The sequence below is a fragment of the Brachyspira pilosicoli genome (genome assembly GCF_036997485.1).
In the GTDB taxonomy this organism is placed as follows: domain Bacteria; phylum Spirochaetota; class Brachyspiria; order Brachyspirales; family Brachyspiraceae; genus Brachyspira; species Brachyspira pilosicoli_C.
The window spans coordinates 270,778-296,049 of the sequence record NZ_JAWLPU010000001.1; the positions used below are offsets into that span (position 1 = coordinate 270,778).

The following is a 25,272-nucleotide window of genomic DNA, read 5'->3' on the forward strand; positions in this document are numbered from 1 at the left end:
CTACTCCTGATTATTATCATCTTTCTTCAACTCAGACTCATCTGTCAATTCTTTTTCAATATTTTTTAAATTATCATCTAAGTCATCTTTATTATTATTATTATTATTTATATCCTTATCTTTAGAATTATTTTCTTTTTCAACTTTTTTAGCACCCTCTATCAATATTCCAGCTCCAGCCAATTCTCCCGATGTAATTAAATAATAAAATCCAGATATAAAATAATAAGCTTCTGTTAATGCCTTTAATACATTATAGCCCTGTATTCTTTTTTTACTGCCGCTAACATCAGAAAAAAAAGTTAATATATCATTAGGGTTTGCTATTATTCTCTCTCTTTCTGTCTTATCTAATAATAGTTTATCCAATTTTCTTTTTAAAGAAGATATTATAGAAACTATATGAGATTTCAAGTTTTTAGCAGTATAAGATATTTGCCCATTTTTTTCAGATAACATAGATACCCTCTGTTCAAATCTCATAGTAGTATCTTGCTCTATTTTTAAAGCATTCTTACACATATCACTATATTCTAAAAACCTAGAATTAGAGTCTGATAGAGATAGAAATATATTATTAAAATCGCTCTTATAATCTGTTCTAATCAAATTATCATAAATTAAATTATATTTAACTTTATTAGAAACAAATAATACAGAATACTCTTTATCTAAAAAATCTAATAGCACTTTTATTCTGTAAATTTTATCATCATCCGATACCTGAAAGAAAGGATCTCCTTCTATTTCTATATTATTATCTGCTTTTCTAAATGAAACCACTTTCTCTATAAGTTTTACACCGATAGACTCTATTTTCATTAATTTTTCTTCTTCATTATCTTCAGGATTTTTGCTATCTTCTGTTTCTTCTTTTTGCTGTTTTGTGGTTTCTTCTTTAAGCTTTAACTCTTTTTCTTTTTTTAATTTAGTATAATAGCCTACTATATCTGTTTCTGTAATGCCTAAAAAATTATTAATTTCAGATAATGTTTCAAGTTTTTCTTTAGAAGCATATTGAAGCAAAGATAATAATTTAGGATAATATTTTGAATATATTAAATCCACATCCTTTTTAAAATTGGATATTCTTGGATTAATAACACCTTTACTAATATTATCTACTATAGAATATGCAATTAAAGCTTTTTCACCAGCTAATTTTAATTTTGAAGAATAAGCATGTAAAATATATAGAGGTTTAAACATAGCTTTAAGCTCATTCACATAACTGCTTGCTTTTGTAGGAGAATGTAAATCCTTATACTGTCTTAAAAAAGTCTTATAAATATTTTCATCATACTGATCTTTTATTCGCTCTAAAAGTTCAATATCTTCCAAATCATTGGCAAATTGAGCTAATATTTTTTCTTTTTTACTTTTAGGTTCCAAAGAATTATCATCTACTGGGTTTAGAGCATTAAAAATAAGGGTATCCATCTCTAAAAATGCCGATATAACATTCTTATCTATAAAGCCCAAAAACTTATTATGTACATTTCCGCCGAAAGTTGTTATTGTTTTATTAGATAAAGCATCTAACCATAATTTGAAATTTAAAAATACACTTTTTTGCTTTTTTACGATTAATGTATTGTTTGGCTTTTCTTTTTTAGGAGCTTGAGAGGTATTAGTATAAACATAATTTCCTCTTGGAGTGCTATTAGGATAATTATTCTTAGGTTTATTATAACTAGGGGTGCTTCTCTTAGATGAATAGTCAATAGTAGTTTGTTTTTTTCTGTTAGTAACTACCTCGCCGCCTGCATCTACAAACTTATTAAATAAATTTCTTCTATCATCTTCTTTAAGATTATCTAGTTTTAATCTATTTCTAGTATTATCTATATCACCCATAGAAAATAACTCCTAAAAAATATATATTTATTTACCCCTATGTATCATAGTGGCTGTAGCCTGATTGCCTGCTAAAATAGTCATACTAGATATTTGAACATGCCTTTTTCTAGTAATAACATATTCTATATTATCGGCTATGTCTTCTGCATATAAAGGGTCAAAACCTTTATAAACATTATCAGCCTTTTCTTTATCTCCTTTAAATCTCACAGTAGAAAACTCTGTATTTACTGCACCAGGTTTTATATTTGTTACTCTTATAGGCTTGTCTATTAATTCAACTCTTAAAACATCTCCAAACATCTCTACAAAAGATTTAGTAGAACAATAAATAGCACCTCCAAAATAAGCCTCATCTGCAGCAGTGGAAGCTAAATTAATAATATCAGCATTTTTACTGCTTAGCATTAAAGGTATTATCATTTTTGTTAATACTATTAAACCCTCACAATTTACCCTTATCATCTGTAAACTGTCTTCTACATCATTGTTATAAAAATAATCCTTACCTAAAGCAAGCCCTGCATTATTAATAAGTATGTCTATACTCTTCCATTCATTTTCTAATGAAGATACAGCATTTTTTATACTATTAGTATCGGCATAATCCACTTTTATAACCTTTACTTTTACATTGTAATCTTTCTCTAACATACTTTTAAGAGACTCTAATTTCTCAATTCTTCTCGCTGTTAAAATAAGATTAACACCATTAGAAGCAAGCATCTTAGCAACCGCTTCACCAATACCAGCACTGGCCCCAGAAATAAAAGCTAATCTGCCTTTAATATCTTCTTTATACATAAAATCTGCCCTTATAATTATTTATCACTCATAAGTTCTTACTTTGCCCGCAACATCTTCAGCAGTATATTGCATACCAACCTCTTGAAGATATTTTGTAATCAAAGTATCCATTTGTTTTTTTAAGCCCTTTGAATATAATTCAGCAACAACTGTACAGTTTTGTTTAGAGTCCCATTTGCTCTCAACTATAGATACCCCTCTCACTCTTCCTGCAACTCTCTCTTGTATTACATATTCATCTATCATACCCTTTTCTGTAGAACTTAAAGATTCTACATAAGAACCAACTATTTTAGCTACTATTTTATTTTTAGCATCCAACTCTGCAGCCTGTCTTGATACAACCTCTCTTCTAAACTTATCATCAACATCTATATCGTCACTCGGAGAACCCATTCCCATTACCCTAAAAGTATCATCATTTATCCAACCTTCAGGATTGTTTCTGCTAACCCCAGTTCCGCAAGAAGATAATACTATCATCATCATAATAGTTATAATCAAATATAATTGTTTATTTTTCATATAGCGTACCTCCGTTTGTTTCTATATTTAATATTATATATATTAATAATATGATTGCAATAGCCTAAAACAAAATTTAATATTATATTATAATACATATAACACTTATACTTTAATTTTGTTTTTGACAATTTTTTATATTAAACTATAATTAAAACATGTTTATAAACTAAATTAAAAAAATTATTTTTATAGAGGTATTCAAATGCTACAATATGCAGTTATAGGAGTTGGTACTTTAGGTAAGGCTCTAATAAATAGATTAATGAATAAACCTTCAATAGAAGTATTGGCAATAGATAATGATATCAATGAAATAGAAGCTATAAAAAATAGTGTTACTCAGGCTATGAAATTAGACTCTACCCAAAGAGAAGCATTAGAGGCTATAGAAATTAATAAATTCGATGCTGTTATAGTTACTATAGGTGAAGACATTATGACAAGCATATTAACTTCACTAATATTAAAAGAATTAAATGTAAAAAATATAATAGCAAGATATTCTGATGAAAGACATAAAGCAATATTAAGTAAAATAGGAATCACGCACCTTGTAAGCCCAGAAGAATCTATGGGTATACATATAGCAGAACAGCTTGAAGTTGGAGATTCTCTGCTTTTATACGACTTAACTGAATATCATTCTATAGTAGAGTTTCCTGTGCATGCAGGGCTTGCTGGTAAAAACTTAAAAGAACTTGACTTGAGAAAGAAATACAAAATTAATGTTGTAGCTATAAAAAAAGAAACAACTAGTATATTAGGAGAGAAAAAGATTATAGTTGATTGTACGCCGGACCCTGATGAATCTATGGTTGAGGGGGATATACTTGTAATAGCTGGGCATGACAAAGATATAGAAAAATTAAATAGAAAACTTTCTGAATAATTTTTATAAATATATTTTATAAATAAAAATTAATATAGTTTAATAAGACAATATGATGAATAACTACTTTGCAAAAATGCTTATTGCTATAGGAATTATTGCTATAATAATAGGAATATTAATACTATTAAAAATTCCTATAGGCAAACTTCCTGGTGATATTGTAATAAAAAGAGAAAACTTTACATTTGCTTTTCCAATAGTAACTTCTATATTAGCAAGCATAATATTGTCTCTTATAATGTGGATAATTTCTAAATTTTAATAAATTAATAAACATTCATATTGAGAACCAAAAAGTGCAAGTGCTATAGCTTTATATGTTTAGAATATATAAAACTAAAATAATATTTATATTTTGTTATACATAAAAAGCTATATTTCATTAAATGCAGTTCTTTTGGTTCTTTTATACCAATACCGAGTAGGTGCCTATCGGCAAAAGAACTGGGGTGCGGGGCAAAGCCCTGCAAATATTTTATTTAAAATTAATGTATGTTTTTGTTTTATTCAACTTTTTCCCGCCGCAAAAAGTTGCAAAAAGTGCAATTATTTAAGTTTTATATCTAAAGAATAAATATGATTATAAAATAATACCATACATTTTTAGCTATACTTTATTAAATGCAGTTCTTTTGCTTCTTTTATACCAATGCCGAAGACACTTCCTACGGTCGTAAAAGAAGTGGGGGCGTGTACCCTTATGGGCACGTTTCACAGGGGGCAAAACCACCGCAAATGATAAACTTAAAAATTTTTATTACATACTTTTAAGATGATTATATACAACACAAAACCACCATATGCTTGCTATTGAAAAATATATAATATGATATATCCTTAATGCAAAATAAAAATTAATTAAAAATAAAGAGAGGATTAATGATTATGGTGGTAAAACCTCAAATAGCAAATAATGTATGCAGAACTTCTCATCCATTAGGATGCAGAAAAGAAGTAGAAAATCAAATTAACTATGTTAAATCAAAGGGTAAAATAAAGTCAAATATAAAAAATGCTTTAATACTTGGGGGCTCTGGAGGATATGGTCTTGCAAGCAGAATAGTATTAGCTTATGGTATGAATGCAAATACTTTAAGCGTATCATTTGAAAGGGCAGCATCAGAAGAAAAAACTGCTACACCGGGTTGGTACAACAATATGGCTTTTAGTGAGTTTGCTAAAAGAGATGGGCTTAAAGAAAAAACTATAGTAGGAGATGCTTTTTTAGAGTCTTCAAAAGAGAATATTATTAAAGAGGCTAAAAACTTTTTTGACGGTAAAATAGACTGTGTTATATATAGTTTAGCTACTGGTATTAGAAAAGATGAAAAAGAGGGCATTACATATCGTTCTACTTTAAAACCTATAGGAAAAGATTATAGCGGATTTGGTGTTGATTTTATGACTGAAGAGCTTATACAGGTAAATATGCCTGCTGCAAGTGAAGAAGAGATTAAAGCTACTGTAAAGGTAATGGGAGGAGATGATTGGAGACTTTGGATTGAGGCTCTAATAAAAGAAGATATGCTTGCTGAAAATGCTTTAACTTTGGCTTATTCTTATATAGGACCAGAGATGACTAAGGCTATATATAGAGATGGTACTATTGGAAGGGCTAAAGATGATTTGGAAGAGACTGCTATAAATATTGATAAGATGATGCAGGAAAAACTTCATGGTCATGCTTATGTAAGTGTTGCTAAGGCTGTTGTTACAAGGGCTTCTGCTGTTATACCTGCTATGCCTTTATATATAAGCATATTGTTTAAAGTAATGAAAGATAAAAATATTCATGAAGGATGCATAGAGCAAATGTATAGGCAATTTGCAGAAAAAATTTATTCTGGAAAAGGTTTTATACTCGATGAAAAACAAAGGTTAAGATTAGATGACTGGGAGCTTAGAGAAGATGTACAAAAAGAAGTTGCTATTGCTTGGGATAAAATTAAAGATAATGCTACACTAAAAGAAAATGCAGATTTAAATCAATTTAGAGATGAGTATTTACATCTTCATGGATTTGGTTTAGACGGTATTGATTATAATGCTGACGTTCAAATATAATAAAATATAATAAGGGATTTGATAAAAGGCATACTTATTTTGTAGGTATGCCTTTATTTATTTTTTTCTTTAGGCTTACAAAAAAGAACCGTCTCCCCACCCCAAGGTGAATAGCTTCTTATATAATATTCATAATCATCTGCAACGCTTTTTATAAATACAGGTATCTTAAAAAAATCTTCCATAAAAAGCTCACCGCCATGATAAATTGCTATAGCTAAACTTGGCCTATATTTTTTTATTGTATTTACAGCTCCTTCTAAAATTTTCTGCTCTGCTCCTTCAACATCCATCTTTATATAATCAATATTTTTTATATTATTTCTCTCTACAAACATATCTAAAGTAATAGCATGCTTTTTTACTGTAGGTGTGTTCGGCGTCATAGAAACAAAATCTATATCCCTCTCACAATCTAAAAAAATCTCATTTTCTAATATTACATTATTAAGATTATATTTATCTTTAATATTTTTAAGAACATTATACGCATTATCATCAGGTTCAAAAGCATATATTTTAGCATTATTAGAGCTTCTCTTAGAAAAAAAGTAAGTGCTGTCTCCCTTCCAAGCTCCAACATCAAATAATACATTATCACCTTTCACTTCAAATATATCTTTCGCATTATACTGCTCTAAACCAAATATATAAAATAACAAAAAATTCTCTATCTCATTAGGATATTTATGCTTCTTAAAATAAAATAATATTCTCTTTATGCTCCAAGAAAATATGTTTATAATTCCATACTTTATACTCAATATTATTTTTTTATTTATGTTTGTATATGCATCGCTGTAAAAAGCAAGCATATATCTATATAATACAATTTTTTTAAAAACATCTTTTGAATAATCTTCTTCAAGCATATTATAAAAAATATTAAAATTATCTGTATTAATTAATGCATTTATAAAATTATCGCTTCTTTCTTTTTCTTTTACAAATTCTTTTGTAAATTTATTCCCTAATTTTTTTCTGCAGTAATTTAACAATTCATTTGATATACTCATAAAAATACCATAAAAGTTTTCTTAATAGTATAACATATAAAAAATAAAAAAAAATATTTATCTAATTATTATTATAAATTTTATTTTATTGAAAAAAATACAATTCTATTATAAAGTATATGTATATTTAAGATAATAATACTATTAAAGGAGATGCATAAATGATAGTAGCACCTAAAATATTGAATAATATATGTACTACAGCTCACCCATTAGGATGCAGGAAAGAGGTAGAAAATCAAATAAACTATGTAAAATCTAAAGGAAAAATAAAATCAAATGTAAAAAATGCTCTTATATTAGGAAGCTCCGGAGGATATGGTCTTGCAAGCAGAATTGCTATAGCTTATGGACTTGGAGCTAAGACTATGGGAGTTTCATTAGAAAAAGCTGCTACAGAAAGAAGAACAGCTACACCTGGTTGGTATAATAATATGGCTTTCAGTGAGTTTGCTAAAAGAGATGGTATAGAAGAATTAAGTCTTAATTTGGACGCTTTTTTAAATGCTTCAAAAGAAGAAGTGATAAAAGAAGCTAAAAAGTTTTTTGACGGAAAGATAGATTTATTTATATATAGTTTGGCTGCTCCTGTGAGAACAGATGAAAAAACAGGTACTTTATATCGTTCTGCATTAAAACCTATAGGAAAAAAATACGAGGGTATGGGAATAGATTTTATGACTGAAGAGTTATTAAATGTTTCTATAGAGCCTGCAAGTGATGAAGATATAAAAAATACTGTAAAAGTTATGGGCGGTGAAGACTGGGAGCTTTGGACTAATGCTTTACTTGAAGCAGACTTACTTGCAGAAAATGCAATTAATATAGCTTATTCTTATATAGGACCAGAAATAACTAAAGCAGTGTACAGAGAAGGAACTATTGGAAGGGCAAAAGACCATATAGAAAGTACTGCTCATAGACTCGATAAAGAAATGCAAAAAAAGATAAACGGACATGCTTATATATCTGTTAATAAGGCTGTTGTAACAAGGGCTTCTGCTGTTATACCTACAGTGCCTCTTTATATTGGAATATTATTTAAAATAATGAAGGCTAAAGGATCACATGAAGGCTGCATTGAGCAGATGTATAGATTATTGAGTGATAAATTATATAATGGAGGCGATATACCTTTAGACTCTGTTAATAGAATTAGACTTGATGATTGGGAGCTTAAAAAAGATGTTCAAGAAGAAGTATTGAATGCTTGGAAAATACTTAATCAGGATAATTTAAAAGAGTTAGCTGATATGTCTATGTTTAGAAAAGATTATATGAATATGCATGGATTTGAAGTTGAGGGAATAGATTATTCTAAGGATGTAGAAATATAATTTTTTATAATAAACAAATTATCAATTAAGGGCTTTACTTTTTGTATAGCCCTTTTTATTTTTTATATTATATAAAGTTATAATTTTTTATTAGCTTTAGATTTTCTAAATATTGACACAGCATAGAGAACAGCTGCCAATATAATAATTGCTAATGTAATAGCTCTATTGAAATTCAATTCTTCTTTATATACAAATATAGCAAGCAATGTTGCAAGCAAAGGAACAAAAAATTGCAAAAATCCTAAAGTAGAAACCTCTAAAGATTTAGCAGCCTTTGCATATAAATATAAAGGAATACCTGTTGCAATTCCTGCAAACATTAAAGTTATCCAAGTATTAATTGGCTGATAAGATGCTGGAAAATAAAGTTTAGATATAATAATTGAAGGTATTAATATAGATAAAGTCTCTAAAAATAAACTCTCCCAACCTGAGTATATAGTCATCTTTTTTAATATTCCATATACAGAAAAAGTTAAACCTATAAAAAATGCCATTATAGGAGGTTTGCCTAATGTAATAGTTTGATATATCATTCCAATAAACATTAAAATAATAGCCAAATATTCTAATACAGTCTTTTTCTCTCTAAAAAATATTATGCCTATTAGTATGCTTAAAATAGGAGCTATATAATAAGCAAGCCCTGCCTCTAATACATTACCAGAGTTTACAGTATAAATATATAAATACCAATTAAGACCAAGAAAAATACCTGCTATAAAAATTAAAACAAGAGGCTTTATTCCTCTGTATAAATTAGCTTTTTTAAATATTATTATAATAAGAGTAAATATAAAAGTAGTGATAACTCTAACTCCAAGCACAAAAGCAGAATCAAAATTCTGAACAGCCTTCCAATATATAGGAAGAAGCCCCCACATTATATAAGCACTCGCAGCAAGAAAAATAGATTTATTATTATTATTATTTGACATAAGTTAATCAATATTCCATTTTAAATTTTTGAAATATAATAAACTCAATTAAAATATTTTCAAGATAATATTTTTAAATAAAAATAAAAAATACAAAAAAGGAGGCCTTATTAAAGCCCCCTATTATTTTTAATTAATTATTACAAATTAATAGCTTTCAACTCTAACTTCAAAGAATTTTTTAGCATGTTTACAAGCAGGACAAATTTCAGGAGCAGCTTCGCCTTCATATATATATCCGCAGTTTCTGCATTTCCATTGAACTTTAGTGTTTCTTTTGAAAACTGTACCATTTTTTACAGCTTCTCTTAATTTAGCATAACGCTCTCTATGTTCTCTTTCAACATCACCGATTAATTTCATAGAATGAGCAATCTCATCGAAACCTTCAGCAGCAGCTTCTTTAGACATAGTAGGATACATTTCTTCATACTCATAGTTCTCGCCTTCCCAAGCAGATTGTAAGTTTTGAAGAGTATCGCCTATACCATTAAGATATTTAAAATGAACTTTAGCGTGTTCTCTTTCATTTTCTGCAGTTTCAAGGAATATTGCAGCTATTTGCTCATAACCTTCATTTCTAGCAACGCTTGCAAAATATGTATACTTGTTCCTAGCCATAGATTCGCCAGCAAAAGCATCGTGTAAGTTCTTTTCTGTTTTTGTTCCTTTTAAATCTTTCATTTTTATTTCTCCTTAAATTGTATAATTAAAAATTAAGTTATTTTACCTTATTTAATTTTTCTGCTACATAGTCCCAATTTACTAAATGCTCTACAAAAGTAGTAAGGAAATCAGGTCTTCTGTTTTGATAATCTAAATAATAAGCATGTTCCCAAACATCGCAAGTTAAAATACCATGTACTTTATCAGCAACTGGGTTCATAGCATTAGCGTATTTTCTAACTTCTAATTTGCCGTTATTTAATACCAACCATACCCAGCCAGAACCGAATTGTGTTTTACCGCCTGTAGTAAATGCTTCTTTAAAAGCATCAAAGCTGCCAAAATCTGCTTCTATTTTACTTTTCACTTCAGCAGGTACAGCAACATCTTTCTTTAACATCTTAAAAAACTCTTCATGGTTATAAACCTGACCAGCATTGTTGAATAATGCTTGTTTTTCACTATTGTTATGAGAAAGAAGTATTAATTCTTCTATACTTTTTCCTTCTAATGACTTATCTTTAGATACTAAATCATTAACTGTTGTTACATAAGCATTTAAGTGTTTGCCATGGTGGAAGTCTAAAGTATTTGAAGACATATATGGTGCTAAATCCTCTTTGCCATAAGGCAATTTCATTAACTCAAACATATTTTATCTCCTTTATTTATTAAACATTAAAAATATTAAACTATTTTTCATTTATGTCAAGTGTATTTATTATATAATATAATTAACTTATTAGTAATATATATTAATAAGGCATGCCAATTAAAACTGACATGCCTTAAGTTAATTTTTATTTTTATTATTGTGCTGCTTCTGTATTTTCTGTAGTAGTAGTTGTTGTATTAGCCTCGTTTGCTTCTCCTTCTTTATAAACAGGAGCTACTTCTCTAGATAATACTTCATCTTCTGTATTAGCATATACAAAACCTAACTCATCATAATATTTAGAATATATAGCTTTAAATCTATCAGAAGTTGTATATAATATTTTATGATATTTAGTGATAAGAAGTTTATACTTAGCAGATTTAATATTTTCATCTTGATTTTTCAAAGTAGTTAAATCCCATAAATTATTAAACATTTCATTAAGATAATAAACTTTTCTAATATCACCAGTATTTGCATTATTAGCTAATAGATAATTAACTCCAGCTAAATAAGTATTGAGCATTATCAAATTAGTAGTAGAGTTTTGATTATTCACTTCATTTTCTAAAGCCTTATTAAAATGATATCTGCTCATTGAATAGTAACTAGGAGAACCTTTAAATAAATTAAGTATACCAGCATAAAGATTTAACTCATAATCAGTTTTAGCAAGTTCATTAGTTTTTCCTAATATTTCATAAGTAGGTCTAATTTCATCATATAACTCAATAGCTTTATAAATTTGACTAAGTCCCAAATCAACATTATTATCAGTAGATATAGGTCTAGCTACTAAATCATAGTAATTAATAGCATTATAAAACATTTCATTAGTATCTGTAAAATTAACATTAGTATAATTTTCTAATATTTTATTAGCTTTATATAATACTCTAAAAAGATAATCATCTCTTATAATATTTAAATTAGTTTGAAGAATATTATACTCTTTATCTAAATTAGCATCATCTACATTTCTCAAATCTGCAAAATTAGGTGAGAAAGGCACTATACCTTCTACAGTATTTGTATCTACTGAAGCGGCAGTTTCAGTATTTTGCTGTTGAGTTTCTGTCTGCTGTTGTTCAGTTTGTTGTGCTTCCTCCTGAGCATAAACAAAATTTAATGATAAAATCATTACACTTAATACAAGAAATAACTTTTTCATGTATAACTCCTATAAGTTTTTAATAATTATTTAGCCATATATAAATGTTGCTTAAAGCCTTATAAAGTATCATTTTTGGCTGACTATTAGTATTTAATAAACTATTAACTAAATAATCTAATTCATCTATAGCCCATATAATACTTATATCGGAAACAGAGTTAGGAAGTATATAGCTTCTATTTTCTATTTCCAGATATTTATCTTCCAAAGATTTTTTAAGAATATTAATTAATTCTCTTATAGTATCTAAAATATCATACTCGCCTTCTGAGAGGAGTGTGATAATAGAAGACACTTTTGAGGCATTATTATTTAAACTTGCATCTATGAAAGACAATAATACTTCTCTAATATTATCGCTTGTATTTGATTTTTTGTCAAGCAAATATTTTATAGCTTTAGACATACTTCCTGAAGAATATTGAAGTGCTAAGGCCGTTTTTTCTTCATTTAGTCTTAATCTTTTCATTAATATGGACCTTAAAGTATTTTCAGAAAGCGATGCAAACTTAAGCTCCATCATACGTGATATTAAAGGCTTCATTCCATCTTGAACTAATTTATTTGTATCTGAAGTTATCAAAATAAATATATTATTATCTGAAGGCTCTTCTAAAGTACGCAAAAATATATTGGGAGCTCTTTTATCCATTAATTCTATACCCTCTATTATCACTACCCTCTTTCTGCCTAATCTTGGTTTTCTGTATGTCATCTCTATTATGTTTCTAATTGTATCTAATGGTATAACTGTATGAATTATATTATAATGTATTTTCTTTAATGCTGTAAAAAAATCACCATCTATAGAATATTTCTTTTTACCGCCTTTTGCTTTAACTATATTAAGTGCATCTTTTGATTTAGTTCTAAAAATAGAATCTATAAACTCAACATTATCCTCGTTAAGCTCATTTAATGTGTAATTAACAGCCAAATAGTAAGGCTCTATTAAGGCATATCTGGAGCTTTCTTTTTTGTTTCCAAGCATATACTCTTTCGGTTCGCTTGAAGGGTAATTATCATAACTATCAAAAAGCATAGATTCCACTTTATAGAGTATAGAACGGCATTCTGTATAAAAATTATTAAACAAATGAGGAAGTTTATATTCTAAATACTGATTAAAATATATTTCAGCATTTCTAAACCGCTCATCAGTGCCAGCAACTACTACATCAGGGTGCTTATAATTATCTATCATCTTACAAGATTCACATTCATCGCAATAAGTGCCATTGTTTCTTTCGCACAAAAGCACTTTAGCATAATTTAAAGCACTTTCATATTTTCCAACTCCCTCTTCCCCATAAAACAAATAAGCATGATGAAGCCTGCCGCTTTTATATATGCCAGACATTATTTTTAAAGGTGTTGTTTGCCCTAATACTTTAGCCAATTATAAATCTCCACATTTTTTTATATTTAATTTATAAATTATAACAAAATTTATAGCAATATAAATTTGATATTTTACATATATATTATATATTATATAGTATAAGAAATAAATTTTTAAGGATTTCATTATGTCATTAGAAAATAACAACAATAATAATATATCAAAAGAAGATTTAGAAGAAATGGAAAAAAAGAATAAAAGATTATTCAAAAAAATATTATTAAACTCTGAAAGATTAGATAATGCCGAAGAAGGAATAAATAATTTACAATATCATATAGAAGCCTTAAATAGAAATTTAGACTCTATAAATGACATAGACTTAAAAATAGAAATTCTATTAGAAAAGGCAAATGAACTAATAGAAGAAAATATTCAAAAAAATGAAATATTAATACAAAATGCAAATAAAAAGCTCGAAGAACAAAATAGCGAATTTGAAAAATCTATAAACGAAAAGTTTAAAGAAAAATTAGAAGAACAAAATATTAAAAATCATGACATCATAAAAAATATTAACGAAGTAATAAATCTAAAATTAGAAGATAACAACATAAAAAATACCAAATTAAATGAAGAGCTATTAAAGAAAACAGCAGAACTATTAGAAGAAAATACTAAGAAAAATGAAATACTAATACAAAATGCAAATAAAAAGCTCGAAGAACAAGGCAGCGAACTAATAAATAATATCAATGATGAAATAAAAGAAAAATTAAAAGAGCAAAATATTAAAAACGAACAATTCATAAAAACTCTTAATGAGATTATGAATACAAAATTAGAAGAACAAGACAAAAGAAATGATGTTAAGTTGGAAGAGAGCAATAAGAAAAATAAAGACATTAATGAAAACATCATAAAAACAACTAACGAGATGCTTGAGAAATATGACAAGAGTCATGAAGTATTGATTGACTATACTAATAAGAAATTAGAAGAACAGGTTAAAAAGAATGATGAATTTCTAAAAGCTATCAATAATTCTATAAGCTTAAAATTTGAAGAGCAAGACAAAAAAAATAAAGAATTTAATGATTTGATAAATAAAAATCATAACGAAATAATAAAAACAACAAATGAGATGCTTGAGAAATATGACAAAAGCCATGAAATATTAATTGATTATACTAATAAGAAATTGGAAGAACAAGCTAAAAAGAATGATGAGTTCCTAAAAACTATTAATAATTCTGTAAATACAAAACTTGAAGAACAGGACAAAAAAAATAAAGAGTTTAATGAGTTAATCAATAAAAATCATAATGAAATATTAGCAAGAACAAATAGCATGCTTGAAAAATATGACAAAAGTCATGAGGCTATTATAGATTATACAAATAGAAAAATAGAAGAACAAGACATTAAAAACAAAGAGTTCTTAAAAACTTTAAATAATGCAATGAATGATAAATTGCAAGAGCAAGAGAAGAAAAACAATGAGTTTAATCAGTTAATCAATAAAAATTATGATGAAATACTTTCTAAAGCAAATAATATGCTTGAGAAATATGATAAAAGCCATGAAGTATTGATTGATTATACTAATAAAAAAATAGAAGAACAAGACATTAAAAATAAAGAATTCTTTAATACAATGAATAAGTCAATAAATGAAAAATTAGAAGAACAAGACAAAAAAAATAAAGAGTTTAATGACTTGATGAATAAAAATCATAGTGAAATATTATCAAAAACAAATAACATGCTTGAGAAGTATGACAAAAACTATGAAACATTGATGGAGTATACAAATAAAAAGATTGAAGAACAAAATAATAAAAACAATGAGCTTGTAAAAAACATTAATAATGCTGTTAACTTAAAAATGGAAGAGCAGGATAGAAAAAACAGAGATTTCAGCAGCAGCATGGAAACAAGAATGAATGACATGCTCAAAAAATATGATAGAAATTATGAAACATTAATAGATTATACAAATAAAAAAATAGAAGAAAACAGCATAAAAAACAGCGATTATATTACAACTCTAAACAATGCTAAAAGTATTATAAATGAGTTTAACAGCGACAAAGAAAAATTAAGAGAATATACAGACAGACAAATAGAAAGACAAGAACAAAAAAATAAAGAGTTTAGAGATGATATGGCTAGACAATATGATAATATGTTTAGAACAACTGATGCTATGCTCATAAAACAAAAAGAAGCAGAATTATCATCAAAAAATAACGCAAATAACTTTGCTATAATTATGGGTTCTTTGGCTGCAGTAGTTATAGTAGTTGTTATAGCTTTACAGATACTATAATAATTTATAATAATTTATAACAACATGTATCTTTTTGATGATAAAATTGATAAACTGCATTATGAGAAATATTATTTAGACTTGGGCTATAAATATATTTGCGGTATAGATGAAGTTGGACGCGGTTCGCTTTTTGGAGAGGTTACTGCTTGTGCTATTATAATGCCTTTAGATGATGATATAATAGAAGAAGCAAATGATTCCAAAAAACTTACCGCAAAAAAAAGAGAAGAGCTTTACAAAATTATCACTCAAAAAGCATTATCATATTCACTATATTCTGTGCCTGCAAATATTATAGACGAAATTAATATATATAATGCTACAAAATTAGCTATGCTTAAAGCAGTTGAAGGTTTAAAAGTAAAACCTGATATATTATTAATAGATGCCATGAAAATTGATACTGAAATAAAACAAGAGTCTATAATAAAAGGCGATTTAAAATCATATTCTATAGCTTGTGCCAGCATAGTTGCTAAAGTAAGCAGAGATAAAGCCATGAGCATATTATCAGAAAAAAATAAAGAATATGATAAATACAAAATATCAAAAAATAAAGGCTACGGCACAAAAGAGCATATTGAGGCTATAAAAAAATATGGTGCAAGCGATTTACATAGATTATCATTTGAACCTATAAAATCTATAAAAAAAGAAATGAAAGAAGAAAATAGTTTTTTTATATAAAATGCTAAACATTAATAATAAATACTCAAACATAATAATAAATAGCAAAAACTCTCAAAACATAAAAGAGGGAGACATTGTAAGATATTCTCTTATGCGTAAATTGGATAATGATAGGGCTATTATTAATATAATGGGAAATAAGGTTGTGGCATTATTCAAAGATGGAATGCAAGATAAAGGTTTTGCAGTTATTAACAAAGAAAATGGAAAAATAATATTAAAATTGCTTAAAGATGTAAATAGCATTAAAGAAGCAAGAGAAAGCATCAATAACAATGCCATAAAAGATACTTTAGTTTTGAACACTAACAAAGAAAATAATAGTGAAGCTGCTGCTATTTTATTAAAAAATTCTATAAAACAAAGCCCTGAAAATATAGCTTATTTGGAGAGAGTTTTAAAATACATACCTCAATTAGATGATAAAAAATTGAAGTTTATACTGCATTCTATGTCTAATAAAATATATTTTAGCATTGATGAATTAGAAATGTTTGAAAATATTTTTTCAAAATTTAATAATTTACACTCATTTATAAAAAACTCTAACAAAAATATTGAAAAAACCGAAATATTACTAACGCTTTTAAAAGAAATTAATGATACTGACAAAAGCCTAAAAAACTATATATCTTCAAATGGAAATTTGAGTGTATGGTTTATGCTCTTTGATATGCTTCAAGATGAATTATCTTCTGATAGTTCTAATATGCTTAATCTTCTTTTAAAGATATTATCCTCCAATAGGAAAAATAAAACTTTTAGAGAAGGTTCTTTTTTAATACCAATACCTTTTATGGTTAATAATGAATTAAAAGAGGTACTTCTTTATATAAATAGAAAAGATAATAAAGCTAAAAGTTTAGAGTTTATAGCTTATAATAATAATAAAGAACTGTGCAAAATAGAAATTGTAAAAGAAAATAAATATATTATTAATTTGCTATTATTTGATAAAAAACTATTTTTAAAATGTAAAAATATAAAAACAAATATAGATAAAGAATTAGAAAAGTTTAATGATATAGAATTGGAGATAAATTATGAAAAAAGAGATTGAAAATGCTGTCGCTTTACTTTATGAGCGGGAAATACATAATGCTCCAATAGTAATATCAAAAGGTGAAAAACTCTTAGCTAAAAGAATGATAGAAATAGCTAAAAAAAATAAAATACCTATAGTGTCTGATGAGGATACTGTAAAAGAACTTATGCAATTAGAAATAGGAGAAGAAATACCATATTCAGTTTATGAAGCAGTTAGTATAATATTAAAATATGTATATAAATTAAAGGCAGAGTAAAAAATAATTATGGAAAAGATTACTAGCGTTAAAGTAGATGATATCAAAACCAAAGTTGATAAACAGGATATTTATATCTATAATGGTTTTATGGCTATTAGTAAGTATATAAAATCTATAGATGAAGATATTAAAAGATTAAAAAAATGGGATATAGAAGAAGTATTTATAAAAGATTCTGATGCTAATGCTTATGGATATCAGACTCCTGAAGATTTTGAAAAATTTGCAAGAGAATGCCTTGTATATAGAAATATATATTTTAATATATTAGAAAAAGTAAAAACAAGCTTAGGGGACTTTAGATATAATAATATAGTTAATATATCCAATTTAAAATCAATTATAGATAGCATATTAGACCTTATTAACAAAAATATGAATGCAGCTATAGAGTTATTAAATATTGAAAATTTAAGCAGAGATGATTATTATTATATAAGATCATTGAATGTATCTATGATATCTTTGATGCTTGGCAAGGTAATGAAATTTCCTGAAGATAAATTACAAAAATTAGGTTTGGGTGCTATATTATATGATATAGGTCTTATTAGAATACAAGATAAAGTATTAAATAAACATACACAGTTTACACCAGAAGAATATATTGAAATAAAAAAACATACAGTATTTGGTTATAAAATAATAAAAACAAATTTTAGATTAGAAGAAGAAATAGCAGTTATTCCTTTAGAGCATCATGAACATTATAACGGCAAAGGATATCCAAGAGGAATTAGCGGCAATCAAATACATTTATATCCAAAAATAGTTGCCGTTGCACATTCTTTAGAAAAAATATTAAAACCTATAAGAATATTAAGAGACAGCAATAAAACACCTACATATTCTAAGATTGTTAATGGCTCTAGGACTATTGAAAATAAAACATTATCTGATGCTGTAAGGGAAATAATAAAAGGAGCTAATATAAAATTTGACCCTATAATAGCAAAACTTGTTGTAGGCACTTTTAGTGTCTATCCAATAGGAACTGTAGTAATTTTGAATGATAATAGAAGGGGATTAGTATTTGCTACTAATATTAGCTATCCTATTAGACCAATAATAAAAATAGTATCCGATGAAAATAATAATTTTATTGAAGATGGTGAAGTAATTAATTTAATAGAAACTAATAAGTTGTTAATAAGCGGGGTAGATAAAGATAGTAATATTTTAGAGGAGGTAAAGTTAAGACTATTAAATAAAAAAGAAAATAATGACGGCAATTAAATGAAAAGTAAAAAAGAGATAGGCAATCTTGGAGAAGATATTGCCTTAAATTATCTCGAAAATCTTGGGTATGAATTATTAGAGAGAAATTATAAAAGCAGCATAACAAGAGGCGAGATAGATTTAATAATGACAAAAGGAGTTGTTATTGTGTTTGTAGAAGTAAAATATCGAAGACAGGGAAGTTTTGGATATGCAGCTGATGCTATAACAGAGCGTAAAAAACAAAAGCTCTATGAGACAGCTGAGGAATACTTAATTAAAAAAGGATTAAGTTTAAGTCAAAAATGTTCCTTTGGGGCAGTTTTAATAGACGATACCAACTATAGTAGAGAAATTTCTTTTGTAGAAGACATTTTTATATAGGGGTATTGTATGAAAACGGCTGTGAAAATCAATTATGAAAAAATAGAAATTTATAAAAAGAAATTAAAAGATAAAAAGTATGTAGATAAAGCTATAGAAAGGCTTGCAGGACACTTAATTAGTGCTGTTATAGATTAATATAATTAAGGGCAGAAAATGAATATAATAGACAGAGGTAAATTAACTTTATTATTAGAAAGTGAAAATTTAAAATTATTATCTGAAAAGTTGGATAATAATTTTGAAAATGCAGTTAATGAATTATTTAATATTAAAGGCAGAGTAATAACCTCTGGAGTTGGTAAGAGCGGGCATATTGCAAGAAAAGCAGCTTCCACTTTTGCTTCTACTGGAACGCCAAGTTTTTTCGTTGACCCTAATGAATGTTTGCATGGCGACTTTGGTATGATAACTAAAGATGATTATTTAGTATTATATTCTAAAGGCGGAGAGTCAAGAGAGATTATAGAATTAGTAAATTGGTCTTGCAGACAAAATATACCATACATAGCCATTACTAATGATAAATCTTCTACTCTATCAAAGAATGCAAAAATCACTTTGCTTACACATGTAAAGGAAGAGGCTTGTCCTTTAAAATTAGCACCTACTGTTAGTACAACTGCTTCTTTAGCTTTATCTGATGCTTTGGCTACTGCTTTAATGGAACTTAGGGGATTTAAAGCTGAAGACTTTGCAGTATTTCACCCAGGCGGAAGTTTAGGCAGACAATTAGCTAAAGTAAAAACTATTATGCATACTGATAACTTGCCAATTATAAATTTAGATACATCTCTATATGATGCTTTATTTAAAATTATAGAATGTAAGCTTGGCATTGCAATTATTACAGATGATAATAACTTTCTTAAAGGCATTATTGTAGATGGAGATTTAAAAAGATTATTGGTAAAAGACAAACAAATAGAAAATATCCTAAAAACAAAAGTAAAAGATATAATGAATAACAACCCTAAAGTAATATATCAAGATACTCTTATAGGCGAAGCTTTACATTTGATGGAAGGAAAAATTACTAATCTTGTAGTTGTTGAAGATTGTAAAGACGGCAAAAAACCTATAGGTATAGTTCATATACATGATATTCTAAAAATAAAGGCTTTTTAAGCTTCTAAATAACCTTTATCTAACAAAGATTTTTTTATTCTATTAGTTTCTAATTTATCATCAGTTGTAACTGTAATATATTTTAAACTCTCCATAGTAGATAGTTTTTCTATATTAAAACCTCTGACATTTTCTAATATAAGTATTTTTATTTTTTTATTATTAAATATTGCTTCTAAATCTTCCAAACTTCTTAAATTTCTTAATATCACTTTTTCTAAATTTTCTAATTTTGATAAATCTGGTATATATTTTAATTCTGATATAGAGTTTAATCCTATTATCCTTAAATTTTTTAAATCATTTAAAAAATCTAAAGTATTTATTCCTTTTCCTTTTTCAATATATATTTCTTCCAAGTTAGGCATTCTTTTTGGAATCTCATCAGAATGAGTAGCAGATGATAGTATAGATAATTTTTTTAATTGACTCATCTTAGTAAAATGCTCCACTCTAATATTTGAAGCCCCTATATCGCAAAAACTTTTTCTATTTTCTATATAAACAGAATGTTTTAAGCTAAAACCATTTTCTAAATAAAAACTGCTGAGTGTTTCAATACTGTCAAGAGGACTTAAAGCAATATCTTTATCAACGTTTCCATTAATATGTAAACTTATCAAATTGCCAAGTCTTGAAAAAATATTTAAATTGCTTATTGGGTTTTTAAGAGAAGCATAAAATGTTAAGTTTCTCACTTCTGGTATAAACTTAATGATATCTTCTCCAGATAAACTATTACTGCCATTTTCTTTTTCTGAAGAAATATTTAAAAAGAAATCAGGTCTCTCTTTTAATACATCATTTAAAAAAGGTATAATATCTTTTGATATTCCGCTATTATCTATAAATAAAGATATTCTATCTTCAGAAGTTTTTAATTCTAATAAGTCATTTTCATTTAATGATGAGATTTTTACGTTTTTCATAATTTCCCCCATATAATAAAATTAAAGCACAGGTGCAATAATTCTGCAAGCTGAATTTCTAAGTCTAATCAAAATAGGCTGCTTTTTATATTCTTCCATAGTTATTTTATGAGATTTTGAAATATCTTCTCTAAAAATACTTTCAAATTCTAAAGCAGTATCTATATCATATATAACAGCATTCATCTCATAATGCAAATAAAAACTTCTTATATCCATATTACAAGTGCCAGAAGATACAATCCTTCCGTCTATAACACAAAACTTACTATGCAAAAAACCGCTCTCATATAAATAAATATTAACACCCGCCTTAAGAAGAGTCTCAAAATAAGTTTGAGCAACCCACCAAGCTACTAATTTATCAGGCTTACCCGTAATCATTAAATTAACATTTATTCCAGACAAAGCAGCATTTTCTAAATCATGCAAAAAGCCATCATCAGGCACAAAATAAGGACTTTCTATATAAATACTTTCTTTAGCATCGGCTATCATTTTTGAATAAATCTTTTGTATAGAATCCCATTTAGAATCTGGTCCAGAAGATATTATTTGCATAGGGAGATATTTATCTGTAGTCGAAGAAGGAAATAATTCCTGCATAAGTGAAGAACCTTCCACGTTATCCATCAAATTATCTAAATCTCTTCCGCCGGCATTATGCCAGTCGCATACAAAAACATTCTGTATGAGATTACAAGCATCACCCACTATACGCATATGAGTATCTCTCCAAGAAGCAAACCTCTTTCCGCCGTCAATATATTCCTGACCTAAATTCATTCCGCCCATATAGGAAATTATACCATCTATAACTACTATCTTTCTGTGATTGCGGTAATTAACATATCTAGTCCAAAATATAGAAAATGGGTCATGATAATACAAAAACTCTATGCCATTTTTTTTAAGCTCTTTTTTGTATTTTTTGCTTATCCTAAGCATAGAGCCAAGTCCGTCAAATATAAGCCTAACTTTAACACCTTCTTTTGATTTTTTTATTAGTATATCTTTTATTTTATTTCCTAATTCATCGCTTCTCCATATAAAATATTCCATGTGTATTGTTTTTTCAGCGAGTTTCAAATTATTAATTAAATCATCAAATAAATCTTTGCCTTCATCAAAAACATAAACTTGATTTTGAACAGTAATCGGAGAGTATCCGCTTTTTATTGCAAGCTTTACTAAATTTGTGTGCTTTGCATAATTACCGCCCATATTATCTATAATATTCATCTGCTCTTCAAGCAAAGAAGAAAAGTGTTTTCTTATCATATCTTCAGGAAGTCTTGCAGAAAGTTTTCTTTTAGATTTTTTCCAATTTACACCTAAGAATAAATAGAAAATAGCCCCCACATACGGCAAAAATACCAACACAGTAAGCCAAGCTATAAAAGAATAAGGCGGTCTATTTTCAAGAAGCATTTTTATTGCTATTAATATGACATATAGAAAAAATATAATAGTTAATATATAAATAAACATTCAATTATAATCTCTAATTTAAACATTATATATTATTATTTATAGTATATAAGACAAATACAAAAAGTCAATGAATGCTTAATATATTTTAATATGCACTAAAAATTTTTTACTTTGGTTATTTTAATTATTTGCAGGGCTTTGCCCCGCACCCCACTTCTTTTGCGACCGAAGGAAGTGCCCTTGTGGCGTGACCCAAAGAAGCAAAAAGACTGCATTTTTTAACTTAAAATACAGGTATTATCTTACATTTTATTTATATTCCAAACATACAAAGCTAAAGCATTTGCACTTTTTGGTTCTTTTTGCTGCGGGAAAAAGAACAATACAAATAACCAAAAGGCTGCATTTAATAAAATCTAAATATATTACCAAATAATATGTGCAACAAAAAACTCAATAATACATCTATTATAAAATATAGAAATTGACAAAACAAATCTGTTTCAATATAATTGTTTTTGTATTAGATTTTATATTAAAAATAGGAATAAAAATGGATAACAAAAAATTAGAAAGCACCGAAGAAGCTCTTTTTTCTCATGTGTATTTTTATAAAATTTTATTTAAAGAAAAACCACAACTGCCAAATATAGAATTGGTAAAACAAAAATTAAGAGGCATATATAATAACATAGAAACAATCTCTGAAGATAAAAACCTATACAGCATAATGATTAATGACCTTAAAGTAAAATTTCAAGATGATAAAGAATTAGGTGTTCAAGTTTTTATGTATGAGCCTATAGAGTTTGATTATAGCACTATAAGCGATGAAGTTTATAATCAGGCTTGGGATATAAAAGATGCTAAAGAATTATTAAAAGAGTGCAAATATCAAGTAATGTTAAGCGACTTTTTGGCTGGCGGATTAGATTATAAAGACAGAACTACCCTACTCAACAACTGGCTTAATATAGCATTAAATATATTTCCTAATGCTGTTGCCGTATACAACGAACAAAGCGGTAAAATTTTACTTAGAGAACAATTATTAAAAAATCAATATCCTAAAAATTTAAGATTCTTATATTCAGGATTAAATATTAGATTTTTTAAAGTGCAAAACACTAATGATATGATAGTTGATACATTTGGGCTTTATTCCATAGGTCTTTCTGATATTCAGTACCATTTTCATGATTTAAACCCAAACAATATAATACAGCATGCTATGAATATTGCTGCATATATATTTGAAAATGGAAACATTATAAAGAGTAATGATGAGATAGAAAGCATATTTAATGGAGTAAAATGGTTATGCAGATACGAAAAATCTTTAACTAAACCGCATAGAGAGATATTGGACATCAATACTCTTGAATATGCTGCTGGAAAAAGAAATTAAATATATAAAAAAATAAATAAAAAACAATAATTTTTTAAATAAATTCAAAATAAAGTATTGACATGTTCTAAAAATATGTTAGAATAAACTAACAATTAGTTAGAGACTATAGTTGTTTTAAGCAAATTCTTTTGTATCCTTAAATTGATACAATATATTTTATAACCTTCATTTAATTAAACTGTTTTGGCACCTTTACAATAGTAGGGGTGCTAATTTTTTATTAACTATTATTAAAAAAATAATAATTTACTATGAAGAAAAAATATATAATATTGATATATAATTAATCGCTTAATTTTTTATTTAAAAAAGGCCCTTCTAAAATAAAGACCATGTGCAGGTGCTGTTACAAAAGCAAGCGTTCTATCTTCTTTTTTTAATATATCTTCTATAAAGTTTATAGGCATATTTTTTCTTTGACCTTCAACCAATGTGCCAACGATAATACGAACCATATTATGCAAAAAAGCATTACCCCTTATAATAAAATATATAGTATCTTTTTTTCTTATAGCACGTACCCTTTCAATATATCTAAACTTAGAATCATTTTCATCTTCAGTAGAGCAAAAAGAAGTAAAATTATGCTCCCCTATAATATACTTAGCATATTCATTTATAAGTTTTTCATTTATAATGTTTTTTCTATAAAACCAAGAATATCTCTCATAAAAAGGAACAGATATATCACTATTTTGTACTACATAAATATACTCTCTAAAGGTAGCAGAAGCTCTGGCATTAAAAGTATCATCTACTACTTCAGCATTAATTATTCTTATATCTTTAGGAAGAGCAGAATTCAAAGCCCTAGTAACTCTTTCTATAGGCACAAGCATTTTTTCGACTCTAAAATTAGCCACCTGCCCCAAAGCATGCACTCCTGCGTCAGTTCGTCCGCATCCATATATTGTAGTTTTTTTTGAATATATTTTTTGAACTGCTTTATAAATTTCTCCCTGAACAGTTCTCAAATTAGGCTGTATCTGCCAGCCAAAAAAATCAGTGCCGTCATATTGTATAGTTATTTTTATATTAGTCATTATTATTATTTATAAATATTTATTATTGAACGTAGTCATACTATAACAAATAATAAATTAAGTCAAATTATCAAATAAAACTAGTAAATCTAAAGATTGAGTTTTAAT

Annotated in this window: 25 protein-coding genes; 13 read left to right on the plus strand and 12 right to left on the minus strand. The window is 27.1% G+C overall.

What is annotated here, in order from left to right:
• Genes R4I97_RS01145 through R4I97_RS01155 form a run of 3 tightly spaced genes read right to left on the minus strand, consistent with a single transcriptional unit; the run spans nucleotide 1 to nucleotide 3,192 of the window.
• The gene (locus tag R4I97_RS01145) at nucleotides 1–1,857 is read right to left on the minus strand and encodes a hypothetical protein (protein WP_335783324.1); all 1,857 of its coding nucleotides are present in this window, start codon (nucleotides 1,855–1,857) and stop codon (nucleotides 1–3) included.
• 27 nt (nucleotides 1,858–1,884) lie between these two features.
• Entirely contained in the window at nucleotides 1,885–2,664 is a 780-nt protein-coding gene (locus tag R4I97_RS01150; RefSeq protein ID WP_335783325.1) for an SDR family NAD(P)-dependent oxidoreductase, read from the minus strand.
• Nucleotides 2,665–2,688: 24 nt separating this feature from the next.
• A complete protein-coding gene (locus R4I97_RS01155; RefSeq protein WP_335783326.1) occupies nucleotides 2,689–3,192 on the minus strand; it encodes a hypothetical protein in 504 nt (167 codons plus the stop codon).
• A 205-nt stretch (nucleotides 3,193–3,397) separates the two neighbouring features.
• Here R4I97_RS01155 and R4I97_RS01160 point away from each other — a divergent pair, with 205 nt between their 5' ends.
• The 3 genes from R4I97_RS01160 to fabV (R4I97_RS01170) all read left to right on the plus strand — a co-directional run bounded on the left by R4I97_RS01160 (nucleotide 3,398) and on the right by fabV (R4I97_RS01170) (nucleotide 6,151).
• Nucleotides 3,398–4,084: a potassium channel family protein gene (locus tag R4I97_RS01160; protein WP_013243783.1), complete on the plus strand. Its 687-nt coding sequence runs from the start codon at nucleotides 3,398–3,400 to the stop codon at nucleotides 4,082–4,084.
• A 55-nt stretch (nucleotides 4,085–4,139) separates the two neighbouring features.
• On the plus strand, nucleotides 4,140–4,349 hold the full coding sequence (locus R4I97_RS01165; protein WP_335784046.1) for a DUF2905 domain-containing protein: 210 nt from the start codon (nucleotides 4,140–4,142) through the stop codon (nucleotides 4,347–4,349).
• A 617-nt stretch (nucleotides 4,350–4,966) separates the two neighbouring features.
• Complete coding sequence (gene fabV, locus R4I97_RS01170) at nucleotides 4,967–6,151, plus strand: enoyl-ACP reductase FabV (RefSeq protein WP_335783327.1); 1,185 nt, start codon at nucleotides 4,967–4,969, stop codon at nucleotides 6,149–6,151.
• 53 nt (nucleotides 6,152–6,204) lie between these two features.
• On the opposite strand, the gene R4I97_RS01175 is transcribed toward fabV (R4I97_RS01170), so the two are convergent.
• The gene (locus tag R4I97_RS01175) at nucleotides 6,205–7,167 is read right to left on the minus strand and encodes an FkbM family methyltransferase (RefSeq protein WP_335783328.1); all 963 of its coding nucleotides are present in this window, start codon (nucleotides 7,165–7,167) and stop codon (nucleotides 6,205–6,207) included.
• Nucleotides 7,168–7,328: 161 nt separating this feature from the next.
• Between R4I97_RS01175 and fabV (R4I97_RS01180) the strand changes: the two genes are divergently transcribed.
• Entirely contained in the window at nucleotides 7,329–8,504 is a 1,176-nt protein-coding gene (gene fabV / locus R4I97_RS01180) for an enoyl-ACP reductase FabV (RefSeq protein WP_335783329.1), read from the plus strand.
• A 77-nt stretch (nucleotides 8,505–8,581) separates the two neighbouring features.
• On the opposite strand, the gene rarD is transcribed toward fabV (R4I97_RS01180), so the two are convergent.
• From rarD to R4I97_RS01205, 5 genes are all read right to left on the minus strand, one after another.
• Entirely contained in the window at nucleotides 8,582–9,445 is an 864-nt protein-coding gene (gene rarD / locus R4I97_RS01185) for an EamA family transporter RarD (RefSeq protein ID WP_335783330.1), read from the minus strand.
• 147 nt (nucleotides 9,446–9,592) lie between these two features.
• Nucleotides 9,593–10,129, minus strand: coding sequence for a rubrerythrin (rbr, locus tag R4I97_RS01190; RefSeq protein ID WP_013243788.1), 537 nt, complete (start codon nucleotides 10,127–10,129; stop codon nucleotides 9,593–9,595).
• 37 nt (nucleotides 10,130–10,166) lie between these two features.
• Nucleotides 10,167–10,763: a superoxide dismutase gene (locus tag R4I97_RS01195; RefSeq protein WP_335783331.1), complete on the minus strand. Its 597-nt coding sequence runs from the start codon at nucleotides 10,761–10,763 to the stop codon at nucleotides 10,167–10,169.
• Nucleotides 10,764–10,920: 157 nt separating this feature from the next.
• Nucleotides 10,921–11,940, minus strand: a complete 1,020-nt coding sequence (locus R4I97_RS01200) for a hypothetical protein (protein ID WP_335783332.1) — start codon at nucleotides 11,938–11,940, stop codon at nucleotides 10,921–10,923.
• A 19-nt stretch (nucleotides 11,941–11,959) separates the two neighbouring features.
• A complete protein-coding gene (locus tag R4I97_RS01205) occupies nucleotides 11,960–13,342 on the minus strand; it encodes a DNA polymerase III subunit delta' (protein ID WP_335783333.1) in 1,383 nt (460 codons plus the stop codon).
• 130 nt (nucleotides 13,343–13,472) lie between these two features.
• On the opposite strand from R4I97_RS01205, the gene R4I97_RS01210 reads away from it, so the two are divergent.
• From R4I97_RS01210 to R4I97_RS01245, 8 genes are read left to right on the plus strand one after another with little or no spacing between them, the layout of a single operon-like run.
• Complete coding sequence (locus R4I97_RS01210; protein ID WP_335783334.1) at nucleotides 13,473–15,617, plus strand: viral A-type inclusion protein; 2,145 nt, start codon at nucleotides 13,473–13,475, stop codon at nucleotides 15,615–15,617.
• Between the two features lie 24 nt (nucleotides 15,618–15,641).
• Nucleotides 15,642–16,307, plus strand: coding sequence for a ribonuclease HII (locus R4I97_RS01215; RefSeq protein ID WP_335783335.1), 666 nt, complete (start codon nucleotides 15,642–15,644; stop codon nucleotides 16,305–16,307).
• 1 nt (nucleotide 16,308) lies between these two features.
• Complete coding sequence (locus tag R4I97_RS01220; protein WP_335783336.1) at nucleotides 16,309–17,370, plus strand: hypothetical protein; 1,062 nt, start codon at nucleotides 16,309–16,311, stop codon at nucleotides 17,368–17,370.
• Complete coding sequence (locus tag R4I97_RS01225; protein WP_335783337.1) at nucleotides 17,354–17,614, plus strand: EscU/YscU/HrcU family type III secretion system export apparatus switch protein; 261 nt, start codon at nucleotides 17,354–17,356, stop codon at nucleotides 17,612–17,614. Before R4I97_RS01220 ends, R4I97_RS01225 begins: the two co-directional genes overlap by 17 nt.
• 9 nt (nucleotides 17,615–17,623) lie before the next feature.
• On the plus strand, nucleotides 17,624–18,853 hold the full coding sequence (locus R4I97_RS01230; RefSeq protein WP_335783338.1) for an HD-GYP domain-containing protein: 1,230 nt from the start codon (nucleotides 17,624–17,626) through the stop codon (nucleotides 18,851–18,853).
• Nucleotides 18,854–19,219, plus strand: coding sequence for a YraN family protein (locus R4I97_RS01235; protein WP_013243797.1), 366 nt, complete (start codon nucleotides 18,854–18,856; stop codon nucleotides 19,217–19,219).
• A 9-nt stretch (nucleotides 19,220–19,228) separates the two neighbouring features.
• Nucleotides 19,229–19,357 (plus strand): hypothetical protein, encoded by a 129-nt coding sequence (locus R4I97_RS01240; RefSeq protein WP_013243798.1) that lies wholly within the window; start codon nucleotides 19,229–19,231, stop codon nucleotides 19,355–19,357.
• A gap of 18 nt (nucleotides 19,358–19,375) precedes the next feature.
• A complete protein-coding gene (locus tag R4I97_RS01245; RefSeq protein WP_335783339.1) occupies nucleotides 19,376–20,347 on the plus strand; it encodes a KpsF/GutQ family sugar-phosphate isomerase in 972 nt (323 codons plus the stop codon).
• On the opposite strand, the gene R4I97_RS01250 is transcribed toward R4I97_RS01245, so the two are convergent.
• A complete protein-coding gene (locus tag R4I97_RS01250; protein ID WP_335783340.1) occupies nucleotides 20,344–21,276 on the minus strand; it encodes a hypothetical protein in 933 nt (310 codons plus the stop codon). The two genes, R4I97_RS01245 and R4I97_RS01250, sit on opposite strands and share 4 nt — an antisense overlap.
• 21 nt (nucleotides 21,277–21,297) lie before the next feature.
• Entirely contained in the window at nucleotides 21,298–22,767 is a 1,470-nt protein-coding gene (gene cls, locus R4I97_RS01255; protein ID WP_335783341.1) for a cardiolipin synthase, read from the minus strand.
• 496 nt (nucleotides 22,768–23,263) lie between these two features.
• Between cls and R4I97_RS01260 the strand changes: the two genes are divergently transcribed.
• Nucleotides 23,264–24,118 carry a DUF4261 domain-containing protein gene (locus R4I97_RS01260; RefSeq protein WP_335783342.1) on the plus strand — a complete coding sequence of 285 codons (855 nt, stop codon included), beginning with the start codon at nucleotides 23,264–23,266 and terminating at the stop codon, nucleotides 24,116–24,118.
• A 302-nt stretch (nucleotides 24,119–24,420) separates the two neighbouring features.
• Here R4I97_RS01260 and truA read toward each other — a convergent pair whose 3' ends face one another.
• A complete protein-coding gene (truA, locus tag R4I97_RS01265) occupies nucleotides 24,421–25,164 on the minus strand; it encodes a tRNA pseudouridine(38-40) synthase TruA (RefSeq protein WP_335783343.1) in 744 nt (247 codons plus the stop codon).
• Nucleotides 25,165–25,272: the final 108 nt, after the last annotated feature.